Genomic DNA, 25,427 nt, shown 5'->3' on the forward strand with positions numbered 1-25,427 from the left:
GAGGAGCGCTATGGATATCACTGAGCTGCTGGCTTTCAGCGCCAAACAAGGCGCGTCCGACCTGCACCTGTCAGCCGGCCTGCCACCGATGATCCGCGTCGACGGTGATGTGCGGCGCATCAACCTGCCGGCACTGGATCACAAGCAGGTTCAAGAGCTGATCTACGACATCATGAACGACACCCAGCGGGTGGACTTCGAAAAGAATCTGGAAACCGACTTTTCCTTCGACGTGCCCGGCGTGGCGCGTTTTCGGGTCAATGCGTTCAATCAGAATCGCGGTGCGGGCGCGGTGTTCCGGACCATCCCGTCGAAAGTATTGACCATGGATGACCTGGGCATGGGCGAAGTGTTTCGCCGCATTACCGAGTCGCCCCGTGGCCTGGTGCTGGTGACGGGTCCGACCGGGTCCGGCAAGTCGACAACCCTGGCGGCGATGATCGATTACCTGAACAACCATCGCCATCACCACATTCTCACCATCGAAGATCCGATCGAGTTCGTGCACGAATCGCGCAAATGCCTGATCAATCAGCGCGAAGTCCACCGTGATACCCGCAGTTTTTCCACCGCGTTGCGCTCGGCGTTGCGCGAAGACCCGGATGTGATTCTGGTGGGTGAAATGCGTGACCTGGAAACCATTCGCCTTGCCCTGACGGCGGCCGAAACCGGTCACTTGGTGTTCGGCACCCTGCACACTACGTCAGCGGCAAAGACCATTGACCGGGTAGTGGACGTGTTCCCGGGCGACGAGAAGTCGATGGTGCGCTCGATGTTGTCCGAATCGTTGCTGGCCGTGGTCTCGCAGGCGCTGGTAAAGAAGGTGGGCGGCGGGCGTATTGCCGCGCATGAAATCATGCTCGGCACTTCGGCGATCCGTAACCTGATTCGCGAGGACAAGGTGGCGCAGATGTACTCGTCGATTCAAACCGGCGGGAATCTGGGGATGCAGACGCTGGATATGTGCTTGAAGGATTTGCTGAGCAAGGGCTTGATCACTCGCGAACATGCGCGGGAGAAGGCGCGCACGCCGGATAATTTTTGAGGCGGATTGCAGGGATGCAGGATTCGCAGGGATGCAGACTGTGGCGAGGGAGCTTGCTCCCGCTCGAGTGCGCAGCGCTCGCATTCTTTTTTCTGGGCCGCTCCGCAGCCCAGCGGGAGCAAGCTCCCTCGCCACATGTGCTCGTCTTTAGAGCATCAACAATCAGCGCTGAACAACCTGAAGCCTGCTCTTCTCTTTCGGCAGAACACGCTTGGCAACCACGTAATGGCTCTGCCAGTAAGGCTTCTTGAGTGTATCGATGGTCACCGACTTGCCACGGCGAGGCGCATGGATAAAGCGGTCGTTGCCAAGGTAAATGGCGACGTGATTGACCCGACGGCTCTTGATATTGAAGAAAATCAGGTCGCCCGGTTTCAGGTCCTTGCGATCGACCTTCTCGCCATGCCCTGTGGCCATGGCATTGGAAGTGCGTGGCAGGTCAAAAGTGGCGTCGTTGAACGCGTATTTCACCAGCCCGCTGCAATCGAAGCCTTTACTTGGGCTGCTGCCGCCCCAACGATAAGGCGTACCGAGCACGTTTACCGCGCGGCTCAACACGTTGCTGCTTTCCTTGGTCCCCATCGGAGGCACAAGTTTGCTGTTGGCTTTGCTCAGCTGAGTCGGACGTTTTGCAGTTTGCTTGTTCTTGCTCGCTGGAGCAGAAACATGGGATTTAGGGGTGAAACCATTGACGTTGGGAAGACGTTGCTCACGATTGGTGGCGTGGGCGGCCAGTGGCATTAACAGGCAGATGGTTAGCCATGTCTTGAAAAATGGACGCATTCGGCAGGGCTCATATAGGTTAGCGCGCAACTTTATAACAGCTTTTTTGCCGATTCCGGGCCCGTTTGTCGATTCGGCCATGGGCCAGGGGAACCAAACAAACTCGAATTCGTCGTCTTGTCGGACAAAAGTTAAGAGCGACAAGGCTTTAACAGACTCACAGTGTGGACGACCGTACGTCGGCCGCTTGTAAAAAAGTCACAAAGAATTCAACAATATTTATCTATCGTGTGCATCGAGGCTTAAATGAACACCTATCAACATCCCGTTCCGCGTCAGAACACGCACAGCAAACTCATTGGTTATTTGCTGTGGATTCTCGGCTTTACCGGCGCCCACCGCTTCTATTACGGCAAGCCAGTGACCGGGACGATCTGGTTCTTCACATTCGGGTTGCTGGGCATCGGCTGGCTGATCGACCTGTTCCTGATTCCGGCCATGGACCGTGAAGCGGATCTGCGTTTCACGGCCGGACCTATCGAATATAACGTCGCGTGGATTCTGCTGACGTTCCTCGGCGTGTTCGGTGTGCACCGGATGTATCAAGGCAAGTGGATCAGCGGGTTGCTGTACCTGGTGACGGGCGGGCTGTTCTTTCTGGGGGTTCTGTATGACTTCTGGACGCTGAATGATCAGGTGTCTGTGCGCAACGCGCAGAACCGCGGTGCTTTCCAGTAAAAGCATCGCCAGCAAGCCGGCTCCTACAGAAATCGTGTGACACCTGTAGGAGACGGCTTGCTGGCGATTGCCGAGGAGCGGACTTAAGCCTGGTGGCTAATCCGCCCATCCACCAGCGTGTAACGCACCACACTCGGCAGGCTATGCCCAATGAACGGGCAGTTTTCACCCTTGGACAGCCAGGTTTCGCCGGCCACGGTCGAAGCCGCCGGATCGAACAGCACGATGTCCGCCGGCCCGCCTACCGCCAGCTTACCCGCCGGCAGGCGCAGTGCCTCGGCTGGCCCGGCGCTCAGACGTGCAAGCAACGTCGGCAGATCCAGCAAACCGTCCTCGACCAGCGTCATCGCCAGAGGCAGCAACAGTTCAACGCTGCTGATGCCCGGCTCGGTCGCACCGAACGGCGCCAGTTTGGCGTCCCGCTCATGCGGCTGGTGATGGCTGGAAATGGCCGAAACCACCCCGGATTTCACAGCTTCGCGCAGGCCTTCACGATCCGCGCGGGTCCGCAGCGGCGGTTGCACGTGATAAAGGCTACTGAAGTCGATCAGCGCCTCGTCGGTCAGAATCAGCTGATACAGCGCCACATCGGCGGTCACCGGCAAACCACGCGCCTGGGCCTGAGCGATCAACGCAACGCCGCGCGCACTGGTGAGCTGGCTGAAGTGAGCACGCACGCCACTTTGCTCGACCAGTAGCAGATCGCGGGCCAGCGCCACGGTCTCAGCCGTTTCAGGAATGCCCGGCAATCCCAGGAAACTGGCGGTCGGGCCTTCATGCGCCAGGCCGCCTTCGGCCAGGTCATGGTCCTGCGAATTGAACATCACTGTCAGGTCGAATGTTGCCGCGTATTCCAGCGCCCGGCAAAGCGTGCGCGTGTTGCGGAAACTTTCCAGCCCGTTGCCGAAGGCCACACAGCCGGCATCGCGCAAGGCGACCAGTTCGGCCAACTGCTCACCGTCCAGGCCCTTGCTCAGCGCCCCGATGGGGAACACCTTGGCATTACCGGCCTCACGGGCACGGTCCAGGATCAGTTCGGCCACTGCCGAGGTGTCGAGCACCGGTTTGGTCTTCGGCGGGCAACACAGGCTGGTCACACCGCCAGCGGCGGCGGCGCGGGTTTCGCTGACAATCGAACCTTTGCGGCTGTAACCCGGTTCGCGCAGGGCAACGTTGAGATCGACCAGCCCCGGCGCTGCAATCAGCCCATGAGCGTCGATCGTGTCGACAGCAACGAAGCCCGCCGGCGCGGCGCCGATCGCGATGATCTTGCAAGCTTCAACGTGAATATCGGTGACTTGATCCAGCCCGCTGACGGGATCGATGACGCGAGCGCCGAGGATGCTGAGCTTCACTGGGCGTTCTCCTGGTCGAATTGGCTTTGTTCTAATTGTCGCTGGGCGGTCTGCCCGCTCATGGCCATCGACAACACGGCCATACGAATGGCGATCCCGTAGGTCACCTGATTGAGGATCACCGAATGCGGACCATCGGCCACCGCCGACTCAATCTCCACGCCACGGTTGATCGGGCCCGGGTGCATGACGATGCAGTCCGGTTTGGCGCCGGCCAGGCGCGCGGTGGTCAGGCCGAACAGGCGATAGAACTCGCCTTCGCTCGGCAGCAGGCCGCCGGTCATGCGTTCGCGCTGCAGGCGCAGCATGATCACCACGTCGACGTCTTTAAGGCCTTCGGTCATGTCGGTGTACACCTTCACGCCGTATTGCTCGACACCGATCGGCAGCAGGGTCTTCGGTGCGATCACGCGGATGTCCGGGCAACCGAGGGTTTTCAGAGCGAGCATGTTCGAACGCGCGACCCGCGAATGCAGAATGTCGCCCACGATCGCCACCGAGAGGTTTTCAAAACCACCCTTGTGTCGACGGATCGTCAGCATGTCCAGCATGCCTTGGGTCGGGTGCGCGTGACGGCCGTCACCGCCGTTGATGATCGCCACCTGCGGGCACACGTGCTCGGCGATGAAGTGTGCGGCGCCGGAGTCGCCGTGACGCACGACAAACATGTCAGCGGCCATGGCTTCGAGATTGCGCAGGGTGTCGAGCAGGGTTTCGCCCTTGCTCGCCGAGGACGTCGACACGTTGAGGGTGATGACGTCCGCCGACAACCGCTGGGCCGCCAGTTCGAAGGTGGTGCGGGTGCGGGTGGAGTTCTCGAAGAACACATTGCACACGGTCTTGCCGCGCAGCAACGGGACTTTCTTCACCGCCCGGGCGCCGACTTCGAGGAATGAGTCAGCGGTGTCGAGGATTTCCGTCAGCAACTCGCGGCGCAAGCCGTCGAGCGAGAGGAAATGGCGCAGCTGGCCCTGATCATTGAGCTGCAGCGGGCGCTTGGTTTCTAGAGGCGTCATCGCGAGGGGGACTCTCAATAGGGCAGGTTTAAGGGGCGATATCCTGGAATTCGAGCTTGAGTTCCGGGCCGGACAGTTTCACGCGTTGATTGGCCGCCAGGGCCAGGGTCGCGCCGACAACGTTCGGGCGGATCGGCAGTTCGCCGGCGTCCAGGTCCAGCAGGCAGACCAGTGTCACGCTGGCCGGGCGGCCGTAGTCGAACAGTTCGTTGAGGGCCGCGCGGATGGTGCGGCCGCTCATCAGCACGTCGTCGATCAGTACCAGATGCTGGCCTTCGATCTCGAACGGCAGGGCCGACGGGCGGACTTGCGGGTGCAGGCCGTTCTGGCTGAAGTCGTCGCGGTAAAAGGAAACGTCCAGCGTGCCGAGAGGCGAGTCGCTGCCCATCTCATCGAGCAGCGCCTGGGCGACCCAGACGCCGCCGGTACGAATGCCGATGTAGCGTGGTTCGCTGATACCGCGATGGTGCAGATGTTCCGTGAGACGGATCGCCATCTGGCTGATCAGTTCGGCGGGATTGGGCAGGCTCATGGTTGCTCCTTCTTGGGCCCGAGCCGGTGTTGCTTGAGGTGTGGCTCGGGTTGTTGCAGCTAAGAGAGACGCGCAGGCGACTCTTCAGGATTCGAACAGTGCGGTGTTTTCGTCGAGCCAGCCTTGCAGCAGCAGGGCGGCGGCGATGGCATCGACCGGGTTGTCGCGGTAACTGCCTTTTTGTCCGCCACGGTCGCGACGTTCACCCTTGGCTTCGAAGGTGGTCAGGCGTTCATCGTGGGTATAGAAGGGCAGGTTGTAGCGGCCATTGAGGCGGCGGGCGAATTTCTCGGCGCGCAGGCACATTTCGCTCGGCGTGCCGTCCATGTTCAGCGGCAAACCAACCACTACGGCGTCGGGTTTCCATTCCTTGATCAGCGCTTCGACCTGGTTCCAGTCGGGAACCCCGTTTTGCGCTTTCAAGGTGCACAGCTCGCGGGCCTGGCCGGTAATCACCTGGCCGACCGCTACGCCGATCTGTTTGGTGCCGTAGTCAAAACCCAGAATCAGGCGCAGGGCCATCAGGCGTGCCCCGCCTGGCTGGTCAGCAGGCTGAGGTTGACGCCGAGGTGTTTGGCGGCGGCTTCGAGGCGCAATTCGCTGCTGGTGTTGAACAGGATGTCGGCGTCGAACGGGCAGTTCAGCCAGGCGTTGTCGGCCAGTTCGGCCTCAAGCTGGCCGGCTTCCCAACCGGCGTAGCCGAGGGCAATCACGCTTTTCGCTGGCCCCATGCCATCGGCGATGGCGAACAGCACGTCCTGGGAGGTCGACAGGGAAAGATCGCCTTCCAGATCAACGGTCGCCTGGAAGGTTTTTCCGGACGGGTGCAGGACAAATCCGCGATCAGTCTGCACCGGGCCGCCGATGAATATCGGCACATGCTGGCAGAGTGCTGGCGGCTCGATGTCGGGTCGCAGTTGCTCGAGAATATCGGCCAGGCTCAGCTCTTGCGGACGGTTGACGATGAGACCCATAGCACCATTGGCGGTGTGCTCGACGATGTAGGTCAAGGTGTGCGCAAAATTCGGGTCGGCCATGTGTGGCATGGCGATCAGGAATTGGTGCTTGAGGTAGCTGGGGCTGACGTTCTTCATGAGCGCTAGTGTGGCGTTGGAGGGGCGAACTGACAAGCCGGGGATGCGTAGGAAAATGCGATCGCACCTCCGTAGCAGCTGGCGAAGCCTGCGTTCGAGGACGCAGTCCTCGCAAACTGGCAGAACACATCACCCTATGGCGATTACGACTGCTTCGCAGCCGGACGCAGGCTTCGCCAGCTGCTACAGGAATCGTGTCGTGCTTAATTACTTGAAAGCTTGTCCCCACGCGCGAACTTCCACGTGCGGATGATTTCCAGCCGATCGATGTCCGACAAGTCCCCGGTAAACGGCGAGAACGGTGCCGCGAGGCGCACGATGCGCTGCGCCGCCTGATCCAGCAGCGGTTGCCCGGATGACTCCAGCACCAGCACTTCGTACAGCGAGCCATCGCGGTTTATCGAGACCATCAGGCGCAAATTGCCGTAGATCTGTTTGCGTCGCGCTTCGTCGGGGTAGTTGAGGTTGCCGATGCGCTCGACCTTCTTGCGCCATTCGTCCTTATACCAGGCGCCTTTGTCGCGCATGGTCGAGGCGGCGCTCAAGCGGTGGATGCGCGGGCGCTTGGCGTACAACTGTTGTTCGTTGGCCAGTTCCGCTTCGAGGCTGGCGATGTCGCTGGACAGCTGCGAGCTGTCAAACGTCGGCGCGGCAATTGCCGGCTTCGGTTCGGTCTTGGGTGCTTCGGTCTTGGTCGGGGCTTTTTTCGGTTTAGGCGCAACGGTGGTCACGGCAGCCTTGGGCGGCGCTTCCTGAACTTCTGGTTTGGCGGCCGGAGGCGGCGTGACTTTCTTTACCTGGTTGTCCTGGAACGGCGCAACTTCGGTGGTCTTGGGCACCGCCTTCTTGTCCAGGGTGCCGCTGCCTTGCTGGTTTTCCTGGGCGAGGAAATCGGCCTTTTCCGGCGTCTTTTCGCTCTTGAACGTGGCCAGGGTGATTTCCAGCGTGCGGGTGATCTGCTTGGGCTCGACCATGGTAAAGCCGATGCCCAGCAGCAACGCCAAATGAATCAGCGCTGCAAGAAACAGGGTAAAACCGAGACGATCGGCCGGGCGCACGCCACGGTGGGCGAGTTCAGCGGGCAGATCGGACGGAAGTGTCATGGGGCAAAAACCAACATCGCGTTTTAATGAGCTCGGCATGATAACGCAATGTTGGTTTTTAGCTTCAAGCGGCAAGCTTCAAGCGACAAGATGCACAGGGGCAGCTGCGTGTTACAAGCTGCAAGCTGCAAGTTAGAGCTTGTCGCTTGGCTTCAAGCTTGTGGCTTGGAGCTTGCGGCTTGCAGCTGGCGATTTATCGCATCCATCAGCAGGCCGCCGATGTCGGTGCCAAAGGCATTGTCGATCTCGCGGATGCAGGTCGGGCTGGTGACGTTGATTTCCGTCAGGTGTTCGCCGATCACGTCGAGGCCGACGAACAGCAGGCCTTTCTCGCGCAGGGTCGGGCCGACTTGCGCGGCAATCCAGCGATCCTTGTCGCTCAACGGACGCGCTTCGCCACGACCGCCAGCGGCCAGGTTGCCACGTGTTTCGCCCGCCGCAGGGATTCGCGCCAGGCAGTAATCCACCGGCTCGCCGTCGATCATCAGGATGCGCTTGTCGCCGTCCTTGATCGCTGGCAGGTAGGCCTGGCCCATGATTTGTTGAGTGCCCAGCGCGGTCAGCGTTTCGAGAATCACTGACAGGTTAGGGTCGCCCGCGCGGTGACGGAAGATCGAAGTGCCGCCCATGCCGTCCAGCGGCTTGAGGATCACGTCGCCGTGTCTGGCGGCAAATTCACGCAGCACGTCGGCGCGGCGGCTGACCACGGTCGGCGGGGTGCACTGCGGAAACAGCGTGGCGAACAGTTTTTCATTGCAGTCGCGCAGGCTTTGCGGCTTGTTGACGATCAACACGCCCGCGCGCTCGGCCTGTTCCAGCAGGTAGGTGGAGTAGACGAACTCCATGTCGAACGGCGGATCCTTGCGCATCAGGATCACGTCGAGATCGCTCAGCAATGCGTCGGTCTCGGCTTCGAGCTCGAACCATTTTTCCGGGTTGGCGAACACTTTCAGTGGACGCATGCGCGCCCGGGCTTCGCCTTCACCCTGATACAAATCGCGCTGTTCCATATAGAACAGTTCCCAGCCGCGCTTCTGCGCAGCCAGCAGCATGGCCAGCGAGCTATCCTTTTTATAGGAGATGCTGGCGATAGGGTCCATGACAATCCCGACGCGAACGCTCATGGGTAACTCCTCTGAAAATAGATGAGGCCTGTGCCGATCCCTGTGGGAGCGAGCCTGCTCGCGATGGACTGCAAAACACCGCGTTTAACCTGCCAGGACGCGTCACCGTTGGCGACCATCGCGAGCAGGCTCGCTCCTACAGAAGATCAGGCCGAATGGCCGTATAAAAGTGGCGTCAGAGTGGCGCTGAGTGTGTTCCCGGTCAAGGAAAAACCACTGTGACGGTCAGTCGATAGATTGGTTTTGGAGACTGTGCTAAAAAGGCTGCGATGCAGTGCTGGCCCTTGAGCATCAAGGGTTTTAGGCCGCCGGTAAACGGCAAACGGACATAGTGATTCGCAAAAGGCGACGGTAGAGCATTTATGGAACAGCATTCCAGCGCCTTGAAGGTCATGGTGATCGACGATTCAAAAACGATTCGCCGCACCGCTGAAACGCTTTTGAAGAATGTGGGGTGTGAAGTGATCACGGCCATCGACGGTTTCGATGCGCTGGCGAAGATTGCCGACCATCATCCCGGGATCATCTTTGTCGACATCATGATGCCGCGCCTGGATGGCTATCAGACCTGCGCGCTGATCAAGAACAACAGCGCGTTCAAGTCGACGCCAGTGATTATGCTGTCGTCCAAGGACGGGCTGTTCGACAAGGCCAAGGGTCGCATCGTCGGCTCCGATCAGTTTTTGACCAAGCCGTTCAGCAAGGATGAACTGCTGAACGCGATACAGGCCCATGTACCGGGCTTCGCCGCCGTTCTGCCGCAGTAGGACACGCACCATGACGCTTGGCCAGCGGGCCCGGCGTCGACAAGAAAAATGGGGAAAACCATGGCACGAGTTCTGATCGTCGATGATTCGCCGACCGAAATGTACAAACTGACTGGCATGCTGGAAAAGCATGGCCATGAAGTGTTGAAAGCGGAAAACGGCGCCGACGGCGTGGCCCTGGCTCGCCAGGAAAAACCCGACGCGGTGCTGATGGACATCGTCATGCCCGGCCTCAACGGTTTTCAGGCCACGCGTCAGCTGACCAAAGACCCGGACACCGGGCACATCCCGGTGATCATCATCACCACCAAGGATCAGGACACCGACAAGGTCTGGGGCACTCGCCAGGGCGCCAAGGATTACCTGACGAAACCGGTCGATGAAGAAACCCTGATCGCCACCCTGAACAAAGTGCTGACCCCTTGATCAGTCGGCCATGAGCGAATCGCTGACCGCATTCGAACTGCTGCTGCAGATCGATCAGCGCTGTCGTTTGCTGGCGGCGGATTTGCCGTCCCAGCCGAGCCGACAGGACCGCTGGAGCGGTATCGGTTTTCGCCTCGGGGAACACGGGTACGTCGCGCCCATGGGCGAGATCGGCGAAGTGCTGCATGAACCCGGATTCACCCAGCTGCCCGGGGTAAAGCCTTGGGTCAAAGGTGTGGCGAACCTGCGCGGGCGGTTGTTGCCGATCATGGATCTGTGCGCGTTTGTCGGTCAGGAACTGTCGTCGTCGCGTAAACAACGGCGCGTGTTGGTGGTGGAACATAATGAGGTATTCGCCGGGTTGCTGGTCGATGAAGTGTTCGGTCTCCAACACTTTGCCCAAGACACGCTGGAGCCGGTGTTGATGGATGACCTGCACGGGCCGATGTCGGCGTTTATCAGCGGCAGATTCCAGCGCGAACAGACCTGGCAGGTATTCAGCCCGTTTGCGTTGGTGCAGTCGCAAGACTTCCGACATGTCGCGATTTAAACGCAGACCTTGTAGGAGTGAGCCTGCTCGCGATCACGGACTCACTGCCAACATAGATGTCGACTAAGCCACCGCTATCGCGAGCAGGCTCGCTCCCACAGGTCCTTCGGCAAGCTTTAAAGGGTGTTGGTTACCGATGATAAAAGCAAAAACAGGCAAGCCGGAAGCTTCGCGCAGTCGTTCGCAAATCGTCGCGCTTTTTATCGCGCTGATCGTGTTCATCATGCTGCTGTTCGCCAACTTCGCTCACCTCAACACCCAGGCGACGTACGACAAGCAGTACATCGGGCACGCCGGTGAACTGCGCGTGCTGTCCCAGCGCATTGCCAAGAATGCCACCGAAGCCGCCTCCGGCAAGGCCGCCGCGTTCAAGTTGCTCAGCGATGCGCGCAATGATTTTGCCCGGCGCTGGGGTTATCTGAAGAAAGGCGACCCAGCCACTGGCCTGCCGCCAGCGCCGTCCACCGTGCGCCCGGAAATGCGCGCGGTGCAAATGGACTGGGAGCGCCTGCTGAAAAACACCGACGCCATTCTCTCCAGCGAACAGACCGTATTGTCCCTGCACCAAGTGGCCGCGACACTCGCCGAGACGGTGCCGCAATTGCAGGTCGAGTACGAGAAAGTCGTGGAAACCCTTCTGCAGCGGGGCGCGCCGTCCGCGCAGGTGGCCATGGCCCAGCGTCAGTCGCTGCTGGCCGAGCGGATCCTCGGCGCGGTGAACACCGTGTTGTCGGGCGATGAAAACTCGCAACAGGCCGCCGATGCCTTCGGTCGAGACGCGGCCCGGTTTGGTCAGGTGCTCAACGGCATGTTGCAGGGAAACCAGACGCTGAGGGTCAGTCAGGTCGAAGACCGCGAAGCCCGCGCTCGACTGGTGGAAATTTCCGAGCTGTTTGAATTCGTCTCCGGCTCGGTGGATGAAATCCTCGAAACCTCGCCGGAGCTGTTCAAGGTTCGCGAATCGGCCACCAACATTTTCAGCCTCTCGCAAACCCTGCTCGATGAAGCTTCCCACCTGGCCACAGGCTTTGAAAATCTTGCAGGCGGGCGTGATCTGGACACTATCGGCGGCTACGTATTGGGCTTGCTGGCACTGACCTCGATCATCCTCATCGGTTTGGTCATGGTGCGCGAGACCAACCGCCAATTGCGTGAAACCGCCGAGAAGAACGAGCGCAACCAGAACGCGATCATGCGCCTGCTGGATGAGATTGAAGACCTCGCCGACGGCGACCTGACGGTCACGGCCTCGGTGACCGAAGACTTCACCGGGACCATCGCCGACTCCATTAACTATTCCGTGGACCAACTGCGTGATTTGGTCGCGACGATCAACCTGACCGCCGGCCAGGTCGCCGCCGCCGTGCAGGAAACCCAGGCGACCGCCATGCACCTGGCGCAGGCCTCCGAGCATCAGGCGCAGCAAATCTCCGACGCCTCCACGGCGATCAACGACATGGTGCACTCCATCGACCAGGTCTCGGCGAACGCGGCCGAGTCTTCGGCGGTGGCCGAGCGTTCGGTGGAGATCGCCAACAAAGGCAACGAAGTGGTGCACAACACCATTCATGGCATGGACAACATTCGCGAACAGATTCAGGACACGGCGAAACGCATCAAGCGCCTCGGCGAGTCTTCGCAGGAAATCGGCGACATCGTCAGCCTGATCGACGACATTGCCGATCAAACCAACATCCTCGCCCTCAACGCAGCGATTCAGGCATCGATGGCCGGTGATGCCGGACGTGGTTTTGCCGTGGTCGCCGACGAAGTGCAGCGCCTGGCCGAGCGCTCGTCCGCCGCCACGCGGCAGATCGAAACGCTGGTGCGGGCGATTCAGACCGACACCAACGAAGCGGTCATTTCCATGGAGCAGACCACCACCGAAGTGGTGCGCGGCGCGCGTCTGGCGCAGGATGCCGGGGTGGCCCTGGAAGAAATCGAAGGCGTGTCGAAAACCCTCGCGGCGTTGATCCAGAGTATCTCCAACGCGGCGCAACAACAGACGTCGTCGGCCGGTCAGATTTCCCTGACGATGGATGTGATCCAGCAGATCACCACGCAGACTTCGTCGGGCTCAACCGCCACGGCTGACAGCATTGGTAATCTGGCGAAGATGGCCAGCGAGCTGCGGCGGTCGGTGTCCGGTTTCACGTTGCCGGTCGCAGACAAAGCGTGAAGCGCCTGCAGGCGCATGTTTTTTCGAATAGAGCAGTGATGTGGAGCAGTTATGGGTGATCGGCACGACTATGTGGCCCTCGAGTGGGTCAAAGGCGAGATTGCCGAAACGCTGAAAGTCGCTCATCAAGCGATCGAAACGCTGCTGGATGACCCGCAGGCGACGCACGCACTTGATGAGTGTCTGGCGTGCGTCCACCAGGTCCATGGCGCGTTGCAGATGGTCGAGTTTTACGGCGCGGCGCTGCTCGCCGAAGAAATGGAGCACCTGACCCGCGCCCTGCTGGGCAACCGGGTCAGTCACCGCGACGAAGCCATTCACCTGTTGATGCAGGCTTTGGGGCAACTGCCGATTTACCTCGACCGCGTGCAAGGCGCACGCCGAGACTTGCCGCTGGTGGTGCTGCCACTGATTAACGATCTGCGCAGCGCTCGCGGCGACAGCCTGCTGTCGGAGACCAGCCTGTTCACACCTCAATTGCCAGACGTGCCGCCCCTGGATAAAGAATCGCTGGCGCTGCTGGAGCCGGCGGATCTGCCGAGCGTGTTGCGCAAATTGCGCCAGATGTTGCAGATGGCGCTGGTCGGATTACTCCGCGAACAGGATAGCGACACTAATCTCGGTTATTTAAGCAAAGTATTCTCACGCCTCGAAGCCCTGTGCGCCAACGCGCCATTGAGCCCGCTGTGGCAAGTGGCGTCGGCGCTGGTCGAAGGCATGCGCGGCGGCTGGATCGCCAACAGCCCGGCCTTGCGCAGTCTGTTCAAGGACGCCGACAAAGAACTCAAGCGCCTGCTCGAACAGGGTATTCGCGGCATCAATCAACCGGCACCGCCGGAGCTGCTCAAGAGCTTGCTGTTTTATATTGCCAAAGCCGAACACCCCACCGGGCAGATGCTGACCATGAAAGATCGCTACGCACTGGACGATGCGCTGCCTGACAGCGCAATGGTCGACGAAGAACGCGCGCGGCTCGCCGGGCCCGACCGCGATGCCATGCGCTCGGTGCTCGCAGCGCTGTGCGAAGAATTGGTGCGGGTCAAGGAACGCCTCGACCTGTTCGTGCGCAGCGACCGTCAGCATGCGTCGGACCTCGACAGCCTGCTCGCTCCGCTGCGGCAGATCGCCGACACCCTGGCCGTGCTCGGTTTCGGCCAGCCACGCAAAGTCATCATCGATCAACTGGCCGTGGTCCTGAGCCTCGCCCAAGGCCAGCGCGAACCCAACGATGCGATCCTGATGGACGTCGCCGGAGCCTTGCTTTACGTCGAGGCGACGCTGTCCGGCATGGTCGGCACCGTCGAGCCGGAGAGCCAGGAAGAAAGCCGCCTGCCCACCACTGACCTGACGCAGATCCATCAGATTGTGATCAAGGAAGCGCGCATCTGTTTGCAGCAAGCCAAAGACATGATCGTTGAGTACATCGACGCCGACTGGGACCCGCAGCCACTGCAGCCATTGCCGGCGTTGCTCACGCAAGTGCGCGGCGCGCTGGCGATGATCCCGTTGAGCCGTGCGGCGAGCCTGATCGAGACCTGCAACCACTTCATCCGCGAGCATCTTCTGCTCGATCTCGATCAGCCCGGCTGGGAGCAACTCGACAGCCTGGCAGACGCCATTTCCAGTCTCGAATATTACCTGGAGCGCCTCAGCGACGACCCCGAAGCCGCGGGTGATCACCTGCTCGATGTCGCCGAAAAAAGCCTGGCAGCGTTGGGCTATTTTCCCAGTGAACACAATGTGCCGGTGCTTGAGGATGTGCTCAGCCCGAGTGAAGCGCTGGTGATGCAAGACCAGCAGGAACTGGACGATCCCGAGGTTGTGCAGACCCTGGCGCAAGTGCTCGCCAGCCCCGTGTCGACGCTCAACCCGCCGGCGCTGAACACACCGGGCAGCTTGTTGCCGCCGCCAACGGACGAAGCGCCGGTGGATGAGGAGCTGCGCGAAGTCTTCCTCGAAGAAACCGACGAAGTGCTGGAGACAATTCGTGAATATCTGCCGCGCTGGGTCGCCAGCGTTGGCGACAAGCCTGCGCTGATCGAATTGCGCCGAGCGTTCCATACGCTCAAGGGCAGCGGCCGAATGGTCCGGGCGCTGGTCCTCGGCGAGTTGGCCTGGGCCGTGGAAAACCTGCTCAATCGTGTGCTCGAAAACAGCGTCGCGCCTGAGCCCGCCGTGCAACAACTGCTGGCCGATGTGCTTGATCGGCTGCCGCAACTGGTCGCGGATTTTGCCGCCAATGCTCAGCGCCAGCGCAACGATGTTGATCAGTTGGCCGCCCGCGCTCACGCGCTCGCCAAGGGGCATCAGCCACTGGCTGACGAGGACGTACAGGATGTCGCCGCCCTCGATCCGCTGCTGCTGGAGATCTTTCGCAACGAGGCCGAAACGCATTTGGCCAGCCTTAACCGTTTTCTCGATCAGGCCGCCGAGCATCTGCCGTTGCAGGCCAGTGACGAATTGCAACGCGCCTTGCACACGCTCAAGGGCAGTGCCTCGATGGCCGGTGTACTGCCGATTGCCGAGCTGGCTACACCGCTCGACCAGATGGCCCGAGAGTACAAGGCGCACCTGATTGCCCTTGACCTCGATGAGGTCGAATTGCTGCTGGAAGCCGAGGGCGTGTTTCGTGTCGGGCTGCGCCAGCTCAAGGTCGATCCGCAGGCGGAAATTCCCGGGGCTGCGTCGTTGATTGCGCGGACTCAGGCGCTGCTCGACGCACGCCTGGAAACACATCTGCGCGCGCCAAGCAGCGCGTTGCGGACCAAACGCGACCCGCAGTTGATCAACAATTTCCTGGCTCAGGGCATGGACATTCTGCTCGACGCCGAAAGCCTGTTGCAGCGCTGGCAGCAGCATCCCGGCGAGCGCCAGGAATTGAGCGCGTTGCTGGACGAACTGACCACCCTCGGCGAAGGCGCGCACCTGGCGGATCTGCAGCCGGTGGACGAACTCTGTGAAGCTTTGCTCGACCTGTATGGCGCGGTCGAAGAAAGCAGCCTGGCGGTCAGCGAGCGGTTTTTCCATGAAGCTCAAAGCGCCCACGAGGCGCTGATCAACATGCTCGATCAGCTGGCCGCCGGCCAGGAAGTCAGCGCGCAACCGCAACGCACGCGAGCACTGCGCGAATTGCTCGATGAGGGACTTGATCCCTCGGCGACGGGGCTGATTCGCAGCGACGGCAGCCGCACCCTGAGCATTCGCGAACTGGGCAGCGCCACCGCCGAACTTGAAAACACGCTCCCCCCTGTGGGAGCGAGCCTGCTCGCGATGGACGTCAACGATGACGCATTACCGAAGGATAACCGTGGCGTTTATAAATCCATCGCGAGCGGGCTCGCTCCCACAAGGGATCGTGCAGTCGAGCTGGACGACGAGATCGTCTCGATCTTCCTCGAAGAGGCGGTAGATATTCTCGAAAGCGCTGGCCAGGCTTTGCAGCGCTGGCTCGGCGACCCGGACAATGCCGCGCCGCTGTTGTCGTTGCAGCGTGATTTGCACACCCTCAAGGGCGGTGCGCGAATGGCCGAGGTCGAGCCGGTCGGTGATCTCGCCCATGAGCTGGAAAGCCTTTACGAGGGACTCGTCGATCGCCGCTACAACCACAGCGAAGCCTTGGCGCAACTGCTGCAACTCAGCCATGACCGGCTCGCGCAGCTGCTGGAACAGTTGCAGAACCACGCGCCTATGGCTGATCAGCACGAGCTGATCGAGGCGATCCGCGAATTTCGTCAGGGCAACATCATCACCGCGGAAACTGCCGAGCCGGCCGGCACCGATGACTCGCCCGGGCACGACCCGGAGCTGCTCGAGATCTTCCTCGAGGAAGGTTTCGACATCATCGAAAACTCCGGCGCCGCACTGTTGCGCTGGCAGGCCGAACCGTCCAGTCGACAGGAAATCGAAACCCTGCTGCGCGACTTGCATACACTCAAGGGCGGCGCGCGGATGGTCGAAATCGCGCCGATCGGCGACCTCGCGCACGAGCTGGAATTTCTCTACGAAGGTTTGTCCGCCGGCAGCCTGCAACCGTCACCCGCGTTAATTGCGCTGTTGCAGAGCTGCCACGACCGACTCGCGCAAATGCTCGACGCCGTCCGCGCCGAGCAACCACCGCTGCCTGCGGATCAGTTGATCGAGGCGATCAGGAATTTCAGCCAGCGGGTTGAGCCGCAAATTGTCGCGCCGCTCGCAGCGGCGAAAGTGGAAACCCCTTCTCCATCAGCCGATACCGGCGCGGACATGGTCAAGGTGTCCGCAGAACTGCTCGATGATCTGGTCAACCTCGCCGGGGAAACCTCGATCTTCCGTGGCCGGATCGAACAACAGGTCAACGATGCGCGAGTGGCTCTCAGCGAAATGGAAACCACCATCGAGCGCATGCGTGACCAATTGCGCAGGCTCGACACGGAAACTCAAGGGCGCATTCTCAGCCGCCAGCACGCCGATGCCGAACGTTCGGGCTACGAGGAATTCGATCCGCTGGAAATGGACCGGCATTCGCAGTTGCAGCAATTGTCCCGCGCGTTGTTCGAATCCGCCTCTGACTTGCTCGACCTCAAGGAAACCTTAGACCGGCGCAATCAGGATGCGGAAAACCTGCTGCAACAGCAGGGCCGCATCAACACTGAGTTGCAGGAAGGCTTGATGCGCACGCGGATGGTGCCGTTCGAGCGGATGCTGCCGCGCTTGAAGCGCATCGTCCGCCAGGTCTCCAGCGAACTGGGCAAGGACGTGGCATTTGTCGTTGGCAACGCTGAAGGCGAGATGGACCGCAATGTGCTCGAGCGCATGGCCGCGCCGCTGGAACACATGCTGCGCAACGCCGTAGATCATGGTCTGGAAGCCGCCGATGTGCGGGTGGCGGCGGGGAAACCGGCCCAGGGCCGGATCACCCTGGACCTGTTGCGCGAAGGCGGCGACATCATTTTCGACATTCGCGACGACGGTGCCGGTGTGCCGCTGGATGCGGTGCGGCGCAAGGCGATCAAGCGCGGTTTGCTCGAGCCCGACAGCGACATCAGTGACCGCGACGTGCTGCAGTTCATCCTGCGGCCGGGCTTTTCCACCGCCGAAAAAATCACCCAGATTTCCGGTCGCGGCGTGGGAATGGACGTCGTCCACGAAGAGGTGCGGCAACTCGGCGGCAGCATGAGCATTGACTCGGTGCCGGGGCAGGGCGTGCACTTTCGCATCCGCCTGCCGTTTACCGTTTCAGTCAATCGCGCGTTGATGGTGCAATGCGCCGAGGATCAATACGCGATCCCGCTGAACACTATCGACGGTATCGTGCGGGTGCTGCCCAATGAACTGGAAGGGCATTACCGGCTCGATCCACCGACCTACCAATACGCCGGGCAGCACTATGAATTGTGTTATTTGGGTGAACTGCTGAAAACCAGTACGCGCCCGAAACTGTCAGGCCAGAGCCAGCCGTTGCCGGTGTTGCTGGTGCAGTGCAACGAGCGCCACATTGCCGTGCAGGTCGACGCGATGGCCGGCACCCGCGAGATTGTGGTGAAGAGTCTGGGCCCGCAGTTTGCGGCGGTGCAAGGTTTGTCCGGGGCGACGATCCTGGGCGATGGCCGGGTAGTGCTGATTCTCGACCTGCTGGCGCCGATTCGGGCGATGCAGGCGCGGCTGCCGCAACTGCCGCGGGCTCACAACGTCGAGGTCGAAGCGCACAAGCCATTGCTGGTGCTGGTGGTCGACGACTCGGTCACGGTACGCAAGGTTACCAGCCGTTTGCTTGAACGCCACGGGATGACCGTGCTGACCGCCAAGGACGGCGTCGACGCCATGTTGGTGCTTGAAGAGCATCTGCCCGACCTGATGCTGCTGGACATCGAAATGCCGCGCATGGACGGTTTCGAAGTAGCCACACAAGTGCGCGCCGACGAGCGCTTGCAGCATCTGCCGATCATCATGATCACTTCGCGCACCGGGCAAAAACACCGCGACCGCGCCATGGCCATCGGCGTCAACGATTACCTCGGCAAGCCGTATCAGGAATCGGTGCTGCTCGACAGCATCGCCTTGTGGAGCAAGTCCCATGCTTGAACATCGCTCCAGCCAACTGACCGGATTGTTATTACCTTTGGCGGACCGCAACCTGATCCTGCCCAACGTGGCCATCGCCGAGTTGATCGACTATCAGCCGGCGGCGTTCGATCTCGATACGCCACCGTGGTACCTGGGGCGGGTAACGTGGCGCAATCGGCAGATTCCCCTGCTGAGTTTCGAATCGGCATGCGGCAGCAGAATCGTTATCGGCGAACGCGCGCGGATCGTCATCCTCAATGCCCTCGGCGGGCGCCCGGAACTGAAGTTCATCGCGTTGCTGGTGCAGGGCATTCCGCGGTCGTACAAGCTCGACAGCCAGTTGAGCTATGTGGATGTGCCGCTGTGTGCGCTGGAGCAGGCGGCGGTGCAGGTCGGCGAGCAGGTGGCCAAAGTCCCGGATTTGCTGGCGCTGGAGGCGTTGCTGATGAGTGCCGGGTTAGTCGACTGATCACGATTCTGTCGTGTTACTACGGGCCCCATCGCGAGCAAGCCCGCTGCCACAAGGTTTGTACTCGGCAAAAAACTTTCGGCAGACGCCATACCTGTGGGAGCGGGCTTGCCCGCGAAGGCGTCAAAACATTCATTAACCATTACCCTGACCGTAACGATTCGTCTCCCGGCTTGATTGATGCCCCCATCCAACACTCCTAAGGTGACCCCCACACAGCGAACCCCGTGGAGTGGTCATGACAACAACAATAACCCCCGACTCGCGATGGACCCGGCGGCGCAGCGAGAAGCAGCGGCGACTGGCGTTGGTCAAAGGGCTGGCCGACGGCGTGGTGCTGCCCACCGACAACATCCTTGCCGCACTGGAAGCGTTGATCTTGCCCGGCGACCGAGTGGTGCTGGAGGGTAACAATCAGAAGCAGGCGGATTTCCTCTCCCGCTCGCTGGCCAAAGCCGATCCGGCCAAGCTGCATGACCTGCACATGATCATGCCCAGTGTCGGTCGCTCCGAGCACCTGGATCTGTTTGAACGCGGCATCGCCCGCAAGCTCGATTTCTCTTTCGCCGGCACCCAAAGCCTGCGCATCAGCCAGTTGCTTGAAGACGGTCTGCTGGAAATCGGCGCGATCCATACCTACATCGAGCTGTACGCGCGGTTGGTAGTGGACCTGATTCCCAATGTCGTGCTTTCAGCCGGTTTCATGGCGGACCGTGCGGGCAATATCTACACCGGCCCGAGCACCGAAGACACGCCGGCGTTGATTGAACCGGCGGCCTTCAGCGATGGCATCGTCATCGTTCAAGTTAACCAACTGGTGGACGACGTCACTGACCTGCCGCGCGTGGACATTCCGGCGTCCTGGGTCGATTTCGTGGTGGTGGCCGACAAACCGTTCTACATTGAACCGTTGTTCACTCGCGACCCACGGCACATCAAGCCCGTGCATGTGTTGATGGCGATGATGGCGATTCGCGGAATCTACGAAAAACACAACGTCCAATCCCTGAACCACGGCATCGGTTTCAACACCGCCGCCATCGAACTGATCCTGCCGACCTACGGCGAATCCCTCGGCCTGAAGGGCAAAATTTGCCGCAACTGGACCCTCAATCCGCACCCGACCCTGATTCCGGCGATTGAAAGCGGCTGGGTCGAAAGCGTGCATTGTTTCGGCACCGAACTGGGCATGGAAAATTACATCGCCGCCCGGCCGGATGTGTTCTTTACCGGTCGTGACGGCTCGCTGCGGTCCAACCGGATGTTCAGCCAACTCGCCGGGCAGTACGCGGTGGACCTGTTCATCGGCGCGACGCTGCAGGTCGACGGCGACGGCCATTCCTCAACTGTTACCCGTGGCCGTATTGCCGGTTTCGGTGGTGCGCCAAACATGGGCCACGATCCGCGCGGTCGTCGTCACGGCACTCCGGCATGGCTCGACATGCGCCACGGCGATGCGCCGGAGCCCTTGCTCGAACGCGGCAAAAAACTCGTGGTGCAAATGGTTGAGACCTTCCAGGAGGGCGGTAAACCGACCTTTGTCGAAACCCTCGACGCGGTCGAGGTGGCGAAGAAAAGCGGCATGCCGCTGGCGCCGATCATGATCTACGGCGATGACGTCACGCACTTGCTGACCGAGGAAGGCATCGCCTATTTGTACAAGGCGCGCTCGCTGGAAGAACGTCAGGCGATGATTGCGGCCGTCGCCGGGGTCACCGCCATCGGCTTGCGCCACAACCCGAAAGACACCGCGCGTATGCGTCGCGAAGGCTTGATCGCATTGCCCGAAGACCTCGGCATCCGTCGCACCGACGCCACCCGTGAGCTGCTCGCGGCGAAAAGCGTGGCCGATCTGGTCGAGTGGTCCGGTGGCCTGTACAACCCGCCTGCCAAATTCAGGAGTTGGTAATGCACGCATTCAACCTGCAAACCCAACCTGTGTCGCTGGCCGAACGGCTGGCGGATCTCGCGGTGGACGCGTTGATCGACGAGGCGGATCTGTCGCCGAAACCGGCGCTGGTAGACCGTCGCGGCAATGGCGCGCATACCGATCTGCACCTGGGGCTGATGCACGCCTCGGCACTGTCGTTGTGGCCGGCGTTCAAGCAAATGGCAGATGCGGCCATTGCTTTTGGCGAAGTCGGATTACCGCTGCGTGAAGCTGTCGGCCGGATTGGCAGGGAAGGCGAATTAGCGATGCTCGCCACCACGGGCGGGGTGAATACCCATCGTGGCGCAATTTGGGCATTGGGTTTGTTGGTCACTGCTGCAGCGCTCGACTGCTCGAATAACACGGCAGGAGCCGTGGCGTTGCGTGCCGCCCGATTGGCGCTATTGGGCGACCGCAATGCCCCGCGTCCTCTGAGCCACGGCGCGCAAGTCGCCCGGCGCTACGGCGCGCGCGGTGCTCGTGAAGAAGCCCAGCTCGGTTTCCCCGCCGTGATCCAGCGCGCGTTGCCGCAACTCAGAAGCAGCCGCGCCGCCGGTCAGGGCGAACAGAACGCCCGACTCGATGCGTTACTGGCGATTATGACCCAACTGGCCGACACCTGTGTGCTCTACCGCGCCGGTGAACAGGGCCTGCGCACGATGCAACTGGGCGCCCGGGCCGTACTCGACGCGGGTGGCAGTGCCAGCCTTGCCGGTCGCCGCCGCTTGCATGAACTGGACGAACAATTGATCGAGTTGAATGCGTCGCCCGGCGGTGCTGCGGACTTACTCGCCGCCTGCCTGTTTCTCGACCGCATCGAGTCGGCTGACAGCCTCAATCAGGGAGCATTTTGATGGAAACCTTGTCCTTTGAATTCCCCGCCGGGCAGCCGCCCCGTGGCCGCACGCTGGTGGGCTGCGTCGGCTCGGGCGATCTGGAAGTGCTGATCGAACCGGGTCAGGCCGGCAAGCTGACCATTACCGTGCAGACCTCGGTCAATGGCAGCGAACAGCGCTGGCAGCATCTGTTTACGCGGATGTTCGACGGGCAGACGCCGCCGGCGATGGCCATTGATATCCACGATTTCGGTGCGACGCCCGGTGTGGTGCGCTTGCGTCTGGAACAAGGCTTTGAGGAGATCGGCCATGACTGACAGCGCGGCGTTGTTAAACAAACACAGCTTCGTCGAACTCGGCGCGCGGCAACGGGCGAAAGCCTTGCTCGACGCAGGTACTTTCCGTGAGTTGCTCGACCCGTTTCAGCGCGTCATGTCGCCATGGCTGGCCCTTCAAGGTGTGGTGCCGCAAGCGGATGACGGCGTGGTGATCGGCAAGGGCAGTATTGGTGGGTTGCCGGTGGTGATTGCTGCCATCGAAGGTGCCTTCCAGGGCGGCAGCCTCGGTGAAGTCGGCGGGGCGAAAATCGCCGGTGCGCTGGAGCTCGCCGCCGAAGATAACCGCAACGGCATTGCGACTCGCGCCGTGTTGCTCCTGGAAACCGGCGGCGTGCGCTTGCAGGAAGCCAACCTCGGGCTGGCAGCGATTGCCGACATCCATGCGGCGATTGTCGATCTGCGTCAGTACCAACCGGTCATTGGCGTGGTCGCCGGCAGCGTGGGCTGCTTTGGCGGCATGTCGATTGCCGCCGGCTTGTGCAGCTACTTGCTGGTCACTCGGGAGGCGCGCCTGGGTCTGAACGGTCCGCAGGTTATCGAGCAGGAGGCGGGTCTTGAGGAATACGATTCCCGCGACCGCCCTTTTATCTGGAGCCTGACCGGTGGGGAACAACGTTTTGCCAGCGGCTTGGTGGATCGATATGTCGCCGATGATGTGGAGCAGATTCAGCAGCAGGTCAGTGAGCTGCTCAAGCAAGGTTTGCCTGAGCAACAGCGCAGTCGTCAGGCGGCGCATTACCTGGAACGCCTGGCGCGTCTCGACGCTGAGCCGCAAATCGAGCCGGCGATGGTTCGCGATCTATATCAAGGAGAGCGCTCATGAGTTCGTATTCCCTGAGAGGTTTGCACTGGTTCAACGCATTGAGTGCGGGTGGAAAACCGGTGAACGGTTTGCCGGCTTCGCTGAGGGTCGCGGACGCAGTGCTGGGTGATCAGTCGGCCCGTTTTATTGCCGTAGTGGCGGATCCCGAAAATCGTTTCGTCCGCGCCCGCAACGGCGAGGTCGGTTTGCTCGAAGGCTGGGGATTGGCCAAAGCGGTCGATGAGGTGATCGCGGCGGACGCTGACAACTCTCACAAGCGCGCCTTGATCGCCATCGTCGATGTGCCGAGCCAGGCCTACGGTCGCCGCGAAGAAGCCCTCGGCATCCATCAGGCCTTGGCGGCTGCGGCGGACAGTTACGCCCGCGCGCGTTTGGCCGGGCATGCGGTGATTGGCCTGCTGGTGGGCAAGGCAATGTCCGGGGCGTTTCTGGCTCACGGGTATCAGGCGAATCGATTGATTGCGTTGCGCGATCCGGGCGTGATGGTGCATGCGATGGGCAAGGCGTCGGCGGCGCGGGTGACGTTGCGTAGCGTCGAAGAGCTGGAAGCGCTGGCGGCCAGCGTGCCGCCGATGGCGTATGACATCGACAGTTATGCCAGCCTCGGCTTGCTCTGGGAGACGCTCTCGGTGGAGCAGATCGAGCAGCCGACCACGGCTGACCTGACTCGGGTGAAGGAATGCCTGGGCCTTGCGATCAGTGATGTTGCGGTCAAAGGTCGTGACTTGAGCGGCCGTTTGGGCGCCAACAATCGCGCGGCATCGAGCCAGGTTCGCCAACTGCTGAGAGCGCAGTGGTGAACACTTTTCTCGCCCACGACCTGCTCTGGGGCATGACCCCGGCGCTGTTGCCGGCAGATGCGCCGGAGTGGGCGATCGAGTCGATCAGCGCCGGTCAGCCGGTGGTGGTTCGGCGCGCGCTGAGTGCATCCGGCCACATCGCTGTGGGCGTGCGTGGGCGCTTGCGTGAACAGCGCTATGCAACGGTGATGAGGGTCGATTCGGTCAAGCGATGCGTCAGGCCGGAAGAGCTTTGTCATGCTGTCATTGCTCGGGATTTGCCGGTGACGCGAGCCCTCCATCAGCTGCGGTCGATGCTCGATGGTTGCGGTTGGGTCTGGGGCGTCAGCGGCAGCGCCGGGTTCGAGTTGGCCAGTGGGTTTGCCGCCTTGCACGAGGGCAGCGATCTCGATTTGATCCTGCGTACGCCGCAACCGCTGGCACGTGCTGGGGCCCGGCAACTGCTGAGGATCCTGGACACGGCGGAGTGTGCTGTGGACCTGCAGTTGCAAACGCCGTTCGGTGCCGTCGCCCTGCGGGAATGGGCCGGATCTGCGCGCCGCGTCTTGCTGAAAAATGCCCGCGAAGCCTGTCTGGTCACCGATCCGTGGAATCCGCAGGAGCACGCAGCGTGAGCAGTTTGCTGGTGTTTCCGGGCCAAGGCGCGCAGCGGCCGGGCATGCTTCAGTGTCTGCCTCGGGAAACAGTGACTGAGGCCAGTGACGTGCTGGGTGAAGACGCATTGCTCCTCGATTCTACCGAAGCGTTGAAGTCGACGCGGGCGGTTCAACTCTGCCTGCTGATTGCCGGTGTCGCGGCGTCCCGCGAGTTACGCACGACGCCGGATTACGTCGCTGGATTATCCATCGGTGCCTATCCGGCGGCGGTGGTGGCCGGGGCCCTGGACTTCAGCGCTGCGCTGCGTCTGGTCAGCCTTCGCGGTGAATTGATGCAACAGGCGTATCCGCAGGGCTACGGCATGACGGCGATCATCGGCCTGGATCTGGCGACCGTGGAACATTTGCTCGCGCAGGTTCACAGCGACGCAACGCCGGTGTATCTGGCCAATATCAACGCCGACACCCAGGTGGTAATTGCCGGCAGCGACGAAGCAATGAAAGCGGTCGCCGGTTTGGCGAAAAGCCAAGGCGCAGGTCTGTCGAAACGACTGGCGGTCAGCGTGCCATCGCACTGTCCGCTGTTGGATGAGCCGGCAGAAAAACTGGCGCAAGCCTTCGCCAATGTCCCGCTGAAGACGCCGACATTGGGTTATCTGAGCGGCAGCCGCGCTCGCCCCGTCATAGATATAGAAGCGCTGCGCGATGACCTGGCGTTCAACATGTGCCGCGTCGTCGATTGGCGCGGCACCGTGCAAAGCGCCTACGAGCGCGGCGTGCGTCTGCAGATCGAACTGCCGCCCGGCGCGGTGCTGACCGGGCTGGCGCGCCGGGTGTTCGAGCAGGGCACCGTGATTGCCTTCGACGGTGCGCGGCTCGACACCCTGCAAGCGCTGTTGCGTGAGGAGGGAAGCCGCCAACTCTAAACTCCGACTCAGGCC

Annotated in this window: 23 protein-coding genes; 15 read left to right on the plus strand and 8 right to left on the minus strand. The window is 61.4% G+C overall.

The annotated features are described in order from the left end of the window. Positions 1–10 precede the first annotated feature (10 nt). Positions 11–1,045 (plus strand): type IV pilus twitching motility protein PilT, encoded by a 1,035-nt coding sequence (locus tag ACYZTS_RS08980; RefSeq protein ID WP_028622956.1) that lies wholly within the window; start codon positions 11–13, stop codon positions 1,043–1,045. Positions 1,046–1,207: 162 nt separating this feature from the next. Here ACYZTS_RS08980 and ACYZTS_RS08985 read toward each other — a convergent pair whose 3' ends face one another. Next, positions 1,208–1,828 carry a C40 family peptidase gene (locus ACYZTS_RS08985; RefSeq protein ID WP_028622957.1) on the minus strand — a complete coding sequence of 207 codons (621 nt, stop codon included), beginning with the start codon at positions 1,826–1,828 and terminating at the stop codon, positions 1,208–1,210. A gap of 246 nt (positions 1,829–2,074) precedes the next feature. Between ACYZTS_RS08985 and ACYZTS_RS08990 the strand changes: the two genes are divergently transcribed. Beyond that, positions 2,075–2,506 (plus strand): NINE protein, encoded by a 432-nt coding sequence (locus ACYZTS_RS08990; RefSeq protein WP_150581415.1) that lies wholly within the window; start codon positions 2,075–2,077, stop codon positions 2,504–2,506. 83 nt (positions 2,507–2,589) lie between these two features. On the opposite strand, the gene ACYZTS_RS08995 is transcribed toward ACYZTS_RS08990, so the two are convergent. From ACYZTS_RS08995 to gshB, 7 genes are all read right to left on the minus strand, one after another. Beyond that, positions 2,590–3,861: a dihydroorotase gene (locus tag ACYZTS_RS08995; RefSeq protein ID WP_461995412.1), complete on the minus strand. Its 1,272-nt coding sequence runs from the start codon at positions 3,859–3,861 to the stop codon at positions 2,590–2,592. Beyond that, on the minus strand, positions 3,858–4,877 hold the full coding sequence (locus tag ACYZTS_RS09000; protein ID WP_028622960.1) for an aspartate carbamoyltransferase catalytic subunit: 1,020 nt from the start codon (positions 4,875–4,877) through the stop codon (positions 3,858–3,860). Before ACYZTS_RS09000 ends, ACYZTS_RS08995 begins: the two co-directional genes overlap by 4 nt. A gap of 28 nt (positions 4,878–4,905) precedes the next feature. Then, positions 4,906–5,409 (minus strand): bifunctional pyr operon transcriptional regulator/uracil phosphoribosyltransferase PyrR, encoded by a 504-nt coding sequence (gene pyrR, locus ACYZTS_RS09005; RefSeq protein ID WP_028622961.1) that lies wholly within the window; start codon positions 5,407–5,409, stop codon positions 4,906–4,908. A gap of 84 nt (positions 5,410–5,493) precedes the next feature. Further along, on the minus strand, positions 5,494–5,931 hold the full coding sequence (ruvX, locus tag ACYZTS_RS09010) for a Holliday junction resolvase RuvX (RefSeq protein WP_003213744.1): 438 nt from the start codon (positions 5,929–5,931) through the stop codon (positions 5,494–5,496). Next, positions 5,931–6,503, minus strand: a complete 573-nt coding sequence (locus ACYZTS_RS09015; RefSeq protein WP_028622962.1) for a YqgE/AlgH family protein — start codon at positions 6,501–6,503, stop codon at positions 5,931–5,933. The genes ruvX and ACYZTS_RS09015 overlap by 1 nt, the downstream gene beginning before the upstream one ends. A 203-nt stretch (positions 6,504–6,706) precedes the next feature. Then, on the minus strand, positions 6,707–7,606 hold the full coding sequence (locus ACYZTS_RS09020; RefSeq protein ID WP_028622963.1) for an energy transducer TonB: 900 nt from the start codon (positions 7,604–7,606) through the stop codon (positions 6,707–6,709). Between the two features lie 152 nt (positions 7,607–7,758). Further along, positions 7,759–8,730, minus strand: coding sequence for a glutathione synthase (gshB, locus tag ACYZTS_RS09025; RefSeq protein WP_461995416.1), 972 nt, complete (start codon positions 8,728–8,730; stop codon positions 7,759–7,761). 362 nt (positions 8,731–9,092) lie between these two features. Here gshB and pilG point away from each other — a divergent pair, with 362 nt between their 5' ends. The 13 genes from pilG (at position 9,093) to mdcH (ending at position 25,412) form a co-directional block, all read left to right on the plus strand. Then, positions 9,093–9,497 carry a twitching motility response regulator PilG gene (gene pilG, locus ACYZTS_RS09030; protein ID WP_028622965.1) on the plus strand — a complete coding sequence of 135 codons (405 nt, stop codon included), beginning with the start codon at positions 9,093–9,095 and terminating at the stop codon, positions 9,495–9,497. Between the two features lie 60 nt (positions 9,498–9,557). Continuing rightward, positions 9,558–9,923 (plus strand): twitching motility response regulator PilH, encoded by a 366-nt coding sequence (gene pilH / locus ACYZTS_RS09035; RefSeq protein WP_461995418.1) that lies wholly within the window; start codon positions 9,558–9,560, stop codon positions 9,921–9,923. Positions 9,924–9,933: 10 nt separating this feature from the next. Next, positions 9,934–10,473, plus strand: coding sequence for a chemotaxis protein CheW (locus tag ACYZTS_RS09040; RefSeq protein ID WP_461995420.1), 540 nt, complete (start codon positions 9,934–9,936; stop codon positions 10,471–10,473). 136 nt (positions 10,474–10,609) lie between these two features. Then, positions 10,610–12,652: a methyl-accepting chemotaxis protein gene (locus tag ACYZTS_RS09045; RefSeq protein ID WP_461995422.1), complete on the plus strand. Its 2,043-nt coding sequence runs from the start codon at positions 10,610–10,612 to the stop codon at positions 12,650–12,652. A gap of 51 nt (positions 12,653–12,703) precedes the next feature. Beyond that, positions 12,704–18,712 carry an Hpt domain-containing protein gene (locus tag ACYZTS_RS09050; protein WP_461995424.1) on the plus strand — a complete coding sequence of 2,003 codons (6,009 nt, stop codon included), beginning with the start codon at positions 12,704–12,706 and terminating at the stop codon, positions 18,710–18,712. After that, on the plus strand, positions 18,705–19,163 hold the full coding sequence (locus ACYZTS_RS09055) for a chemotaxis protein CheW (RefSeq protein WP_461995426.1): 459 nt from the start codon (positions 18,705–18,707) through the stop codon (positions 19,161–19,163). The genes ACYZTS_RS09050 and ACYZTS_RS09055 overlap by 8 nt, the downstream gene beginning before the upstream one ends. 238 nt (positions 19,164–19,401) lie before the next feature. Next, entirely contained in the window at positions 19,402–21,072 is a 1,671-nt protein-coding gene (mdcA, locus tag ACYZTS_RS09060; protein ID WP_461995428.1) for a malonate decarboxylase subunit alpha, read from the plus strand. After that, on the plus strand, positions 21,072–21,947 hold the full coding sequence (locus ACYZTS_RS09065; RefSeq protein WP_461995430.1) for a triphosphoribosyl-dephospho-CoA synthase: 876 nt from the start codon (positions 21,072–21,074) through the stop codon (positions 21,945–21,947). Before mdcA ends, ACYZTS_RS09065 begins: the two co-directional genes overlap by 1 nt. Further along, entirely contained in the window at positions 21,947–22,246 is a 300-nt protein-coding gene (locus ACYZTS_RS09070) for a malonate decarboxylase subunit delta (protein WP_028623259.1), read from the plus strand. Before ACYZTS_RS09065 ends, ACYZTS_RS09070 begins: the two co-directional genes overlap by 1 nt. After that, entirely contained in the window at positions 22,239–23,090 is an 852-nt protein-coding gene (locus ACYZTS_RS09075) for a biotin-independent malonate decarboxylase subunit beta (protein WP_028623260.1), read from the plus strand. The genes ACYZTS_RS09070 and ACYZTS_RS09075 overlap by 8 nt, the downstream gene beginning before the upstream one ends. Then, a complete protein-coding gene (gene mdcE, locus ACYZTS_RS09080) occupies positions 23,087–23,890 on the plus strand; it encodes a biotin-independent malonate decarboxylase subunit gamma (RefSeq protein WP_028623261.1) in 804 nt (267 codons plus the stop codon). Before ACYZTS_RS09075 ends, mdcE begins: the two co-directional genes overlap by 4 nt. Then, entirely contained in the window at positions 23,884–24,504 is a 621-nt protein-coding gene (locus ACYZTS_RS09085; protein ID WP_461995433.1) for a malonate decarboxylase holo-ACP synthase, read from the plus strand. Before mdcE ends, ACYZTS_RS09085 begins: the two co-directional genes overlap by 7 nt. Further along, positions 24,501–25,412 (plus strand): malonate decarboxylase subunit epsilon, encoded by a 912-nt coding sequence (gene mdcH / locus ACYZTS_RS09090; protein ID WP_461995435.1) that lies wholly within the window; start codon positions 24,501–24,503, stop codon positions 25,410–25,412. The genes ACYZTS_RS09085 and mdcH overlap by 4 nt, the downstream gene beginning before the upstream one ends. Positions 25,413–25,427: the final 15 nt, after the last annotated feature.

The organism is Pseudomonas sp. TMB3-21, from assembly GCF_054898145.1.

Excerpts from the sequence above, each read along its gene's own strand:
- ACYZTS_RS08980 (WP_028622956.1), top strand. The coding sequence starts at position 11 with ATGGATATCACTGAGCTGCTGGCTTTCAGCGCCAAACAAGGCGCGTCC.
- ACYZTS_RS08985 (WP_028622957.1), bottom strand. The coding sequence starts at position 1,828 with ATGCGTCCATTTTTCAAGACATGGCTAACCATCTGCCTGTTAATGCCA.
- ACYZTS_RS08990 (WP_150581415.1), top strand. The coding sequence starts at position 2,075 with ATGAACACCTATCAACATCCCGTTCCGCGTCAGAACACGCACAGCAAA.
- ACYZTS_RS09000 (WP_028622960.1), bottom strand. The coding sequence starts at position 4,877 with ATGACGCCTCTAGAAACCAAGCGCCCGCTGCAGCTCAATGATCAGGGC.
- pyrR (WP_028622961.1), bottom strand. The coding sequence starts at position 5,409 with ATGAGCCTGCCCAATCCCGCCGAACTGATCAGCCAGATGGCGATCCGT.
- ruvX (WP_003213744.1), bottom strand. The coding sequence starts at position 5,931 with ATGGCCCTGCGCCTGATTCTGGGTTTTGACTACGGCACCAAACAGATC.
- ACYZTS_RS09015 (WP_028622962.1), bottom strand. The coding sequence starts at position 6,503 with ATGAAGAACGTCAGCCCCAGCTACCTCAAGCACCAATTCCTGATCGCC.
- ACYZTS_RS09020 (WP_028622963.1), bottom strand. The coding sequence starts at position 7,606 with ATGACACTTCCGTCCGATCTGCCCGCTGAACTCGCCCACCGTGGCGTG.
- gshB (WP_461995416.1), bottom strand. The coding sequence starts at position 8,730 with ATGAGCGTTCGCGTCGGGATTGTCATGGACCCTATCGCCAGCATCTCC.
- pilG (WP_028622965.1), top strand. The coding sequence starts at position 9,093 with ATGGAACAGCATTCCAGCGCCTTGAAGGTCATGGTGATCGACGATTCA.
- pilH (WP_461995418.1), top strand. The coding sequence starts at position 9,558 with ATGGCACGAGTTCTGATCGTCGATGATTCGCCGACCGAAATGTACAAA.
- ACYZTS_RS09040 (WP_461995420.1), top strand. The coding sequence starts at position 9,934 with ATGAGCGAATCGCTGACCGCATTCGAACTGCTGCTGCAGATCGATCAG.
- ACYZTS_RS09045 (WP_461995422.1), top strand. The coding sequence starts at position 10,610 with ATGATAAAAGCAAAAACAGGCAAGCCGGAAGCTTCGCGCAGTCGTTCG.
- ACYZTS_RS09050 (WP_461995424.1), top strand. The coding sequence starts at position 12,704 with ATGGGTGATCGGCACGACTATGTGGCCCTCGAGTGGGTCAAAGGCGAG.
- ACYZTS_RS09055 (WP_461995426.1), top strand. The coding sequence starts at position 18,705 with ATGCTTGAACATCGCTCCAGCCAACTGACCGGATTGTTATTACCTTTG.
- mdcA (WP_461995428.1), top strand. The coding sequence starts at position 19,402 with ATGACAACAACAATAACCCCCGACTCGCGATGGACCCGGCGGCGCAGC.
- ACYZTS_RS09065 (WP_461995430.1), top strand. The coding sequence starts at position 21,072 with ATGCACGCATTCAACCTGCAAACCCAACCTGTGTCGCTGGCCGAACGG.
- ACYZTS_RS09070 (WP_028623259.1), top strand. The coding sequence starts at position 21,947 with ATGGAAACCTTGTCCTTTGAATTCCCCGCCGGGCAGCCGCCCCGTGGC.
- ACYZTS_RS09075 (WP_028623260.1), top strand. The coding sequence starts at position 22,239 with ATGACTGACAGCGCGGCGTTGTTAAACAAACACAGCTTCGTCGAACTC.
- mdcE (WP_028623261.1), top strand. The coding sequence starts at position 23,087 with ATGAGTTCGTATTCCCTGAGAGGTTTGCACTGGTTCAACGCATTGAGT.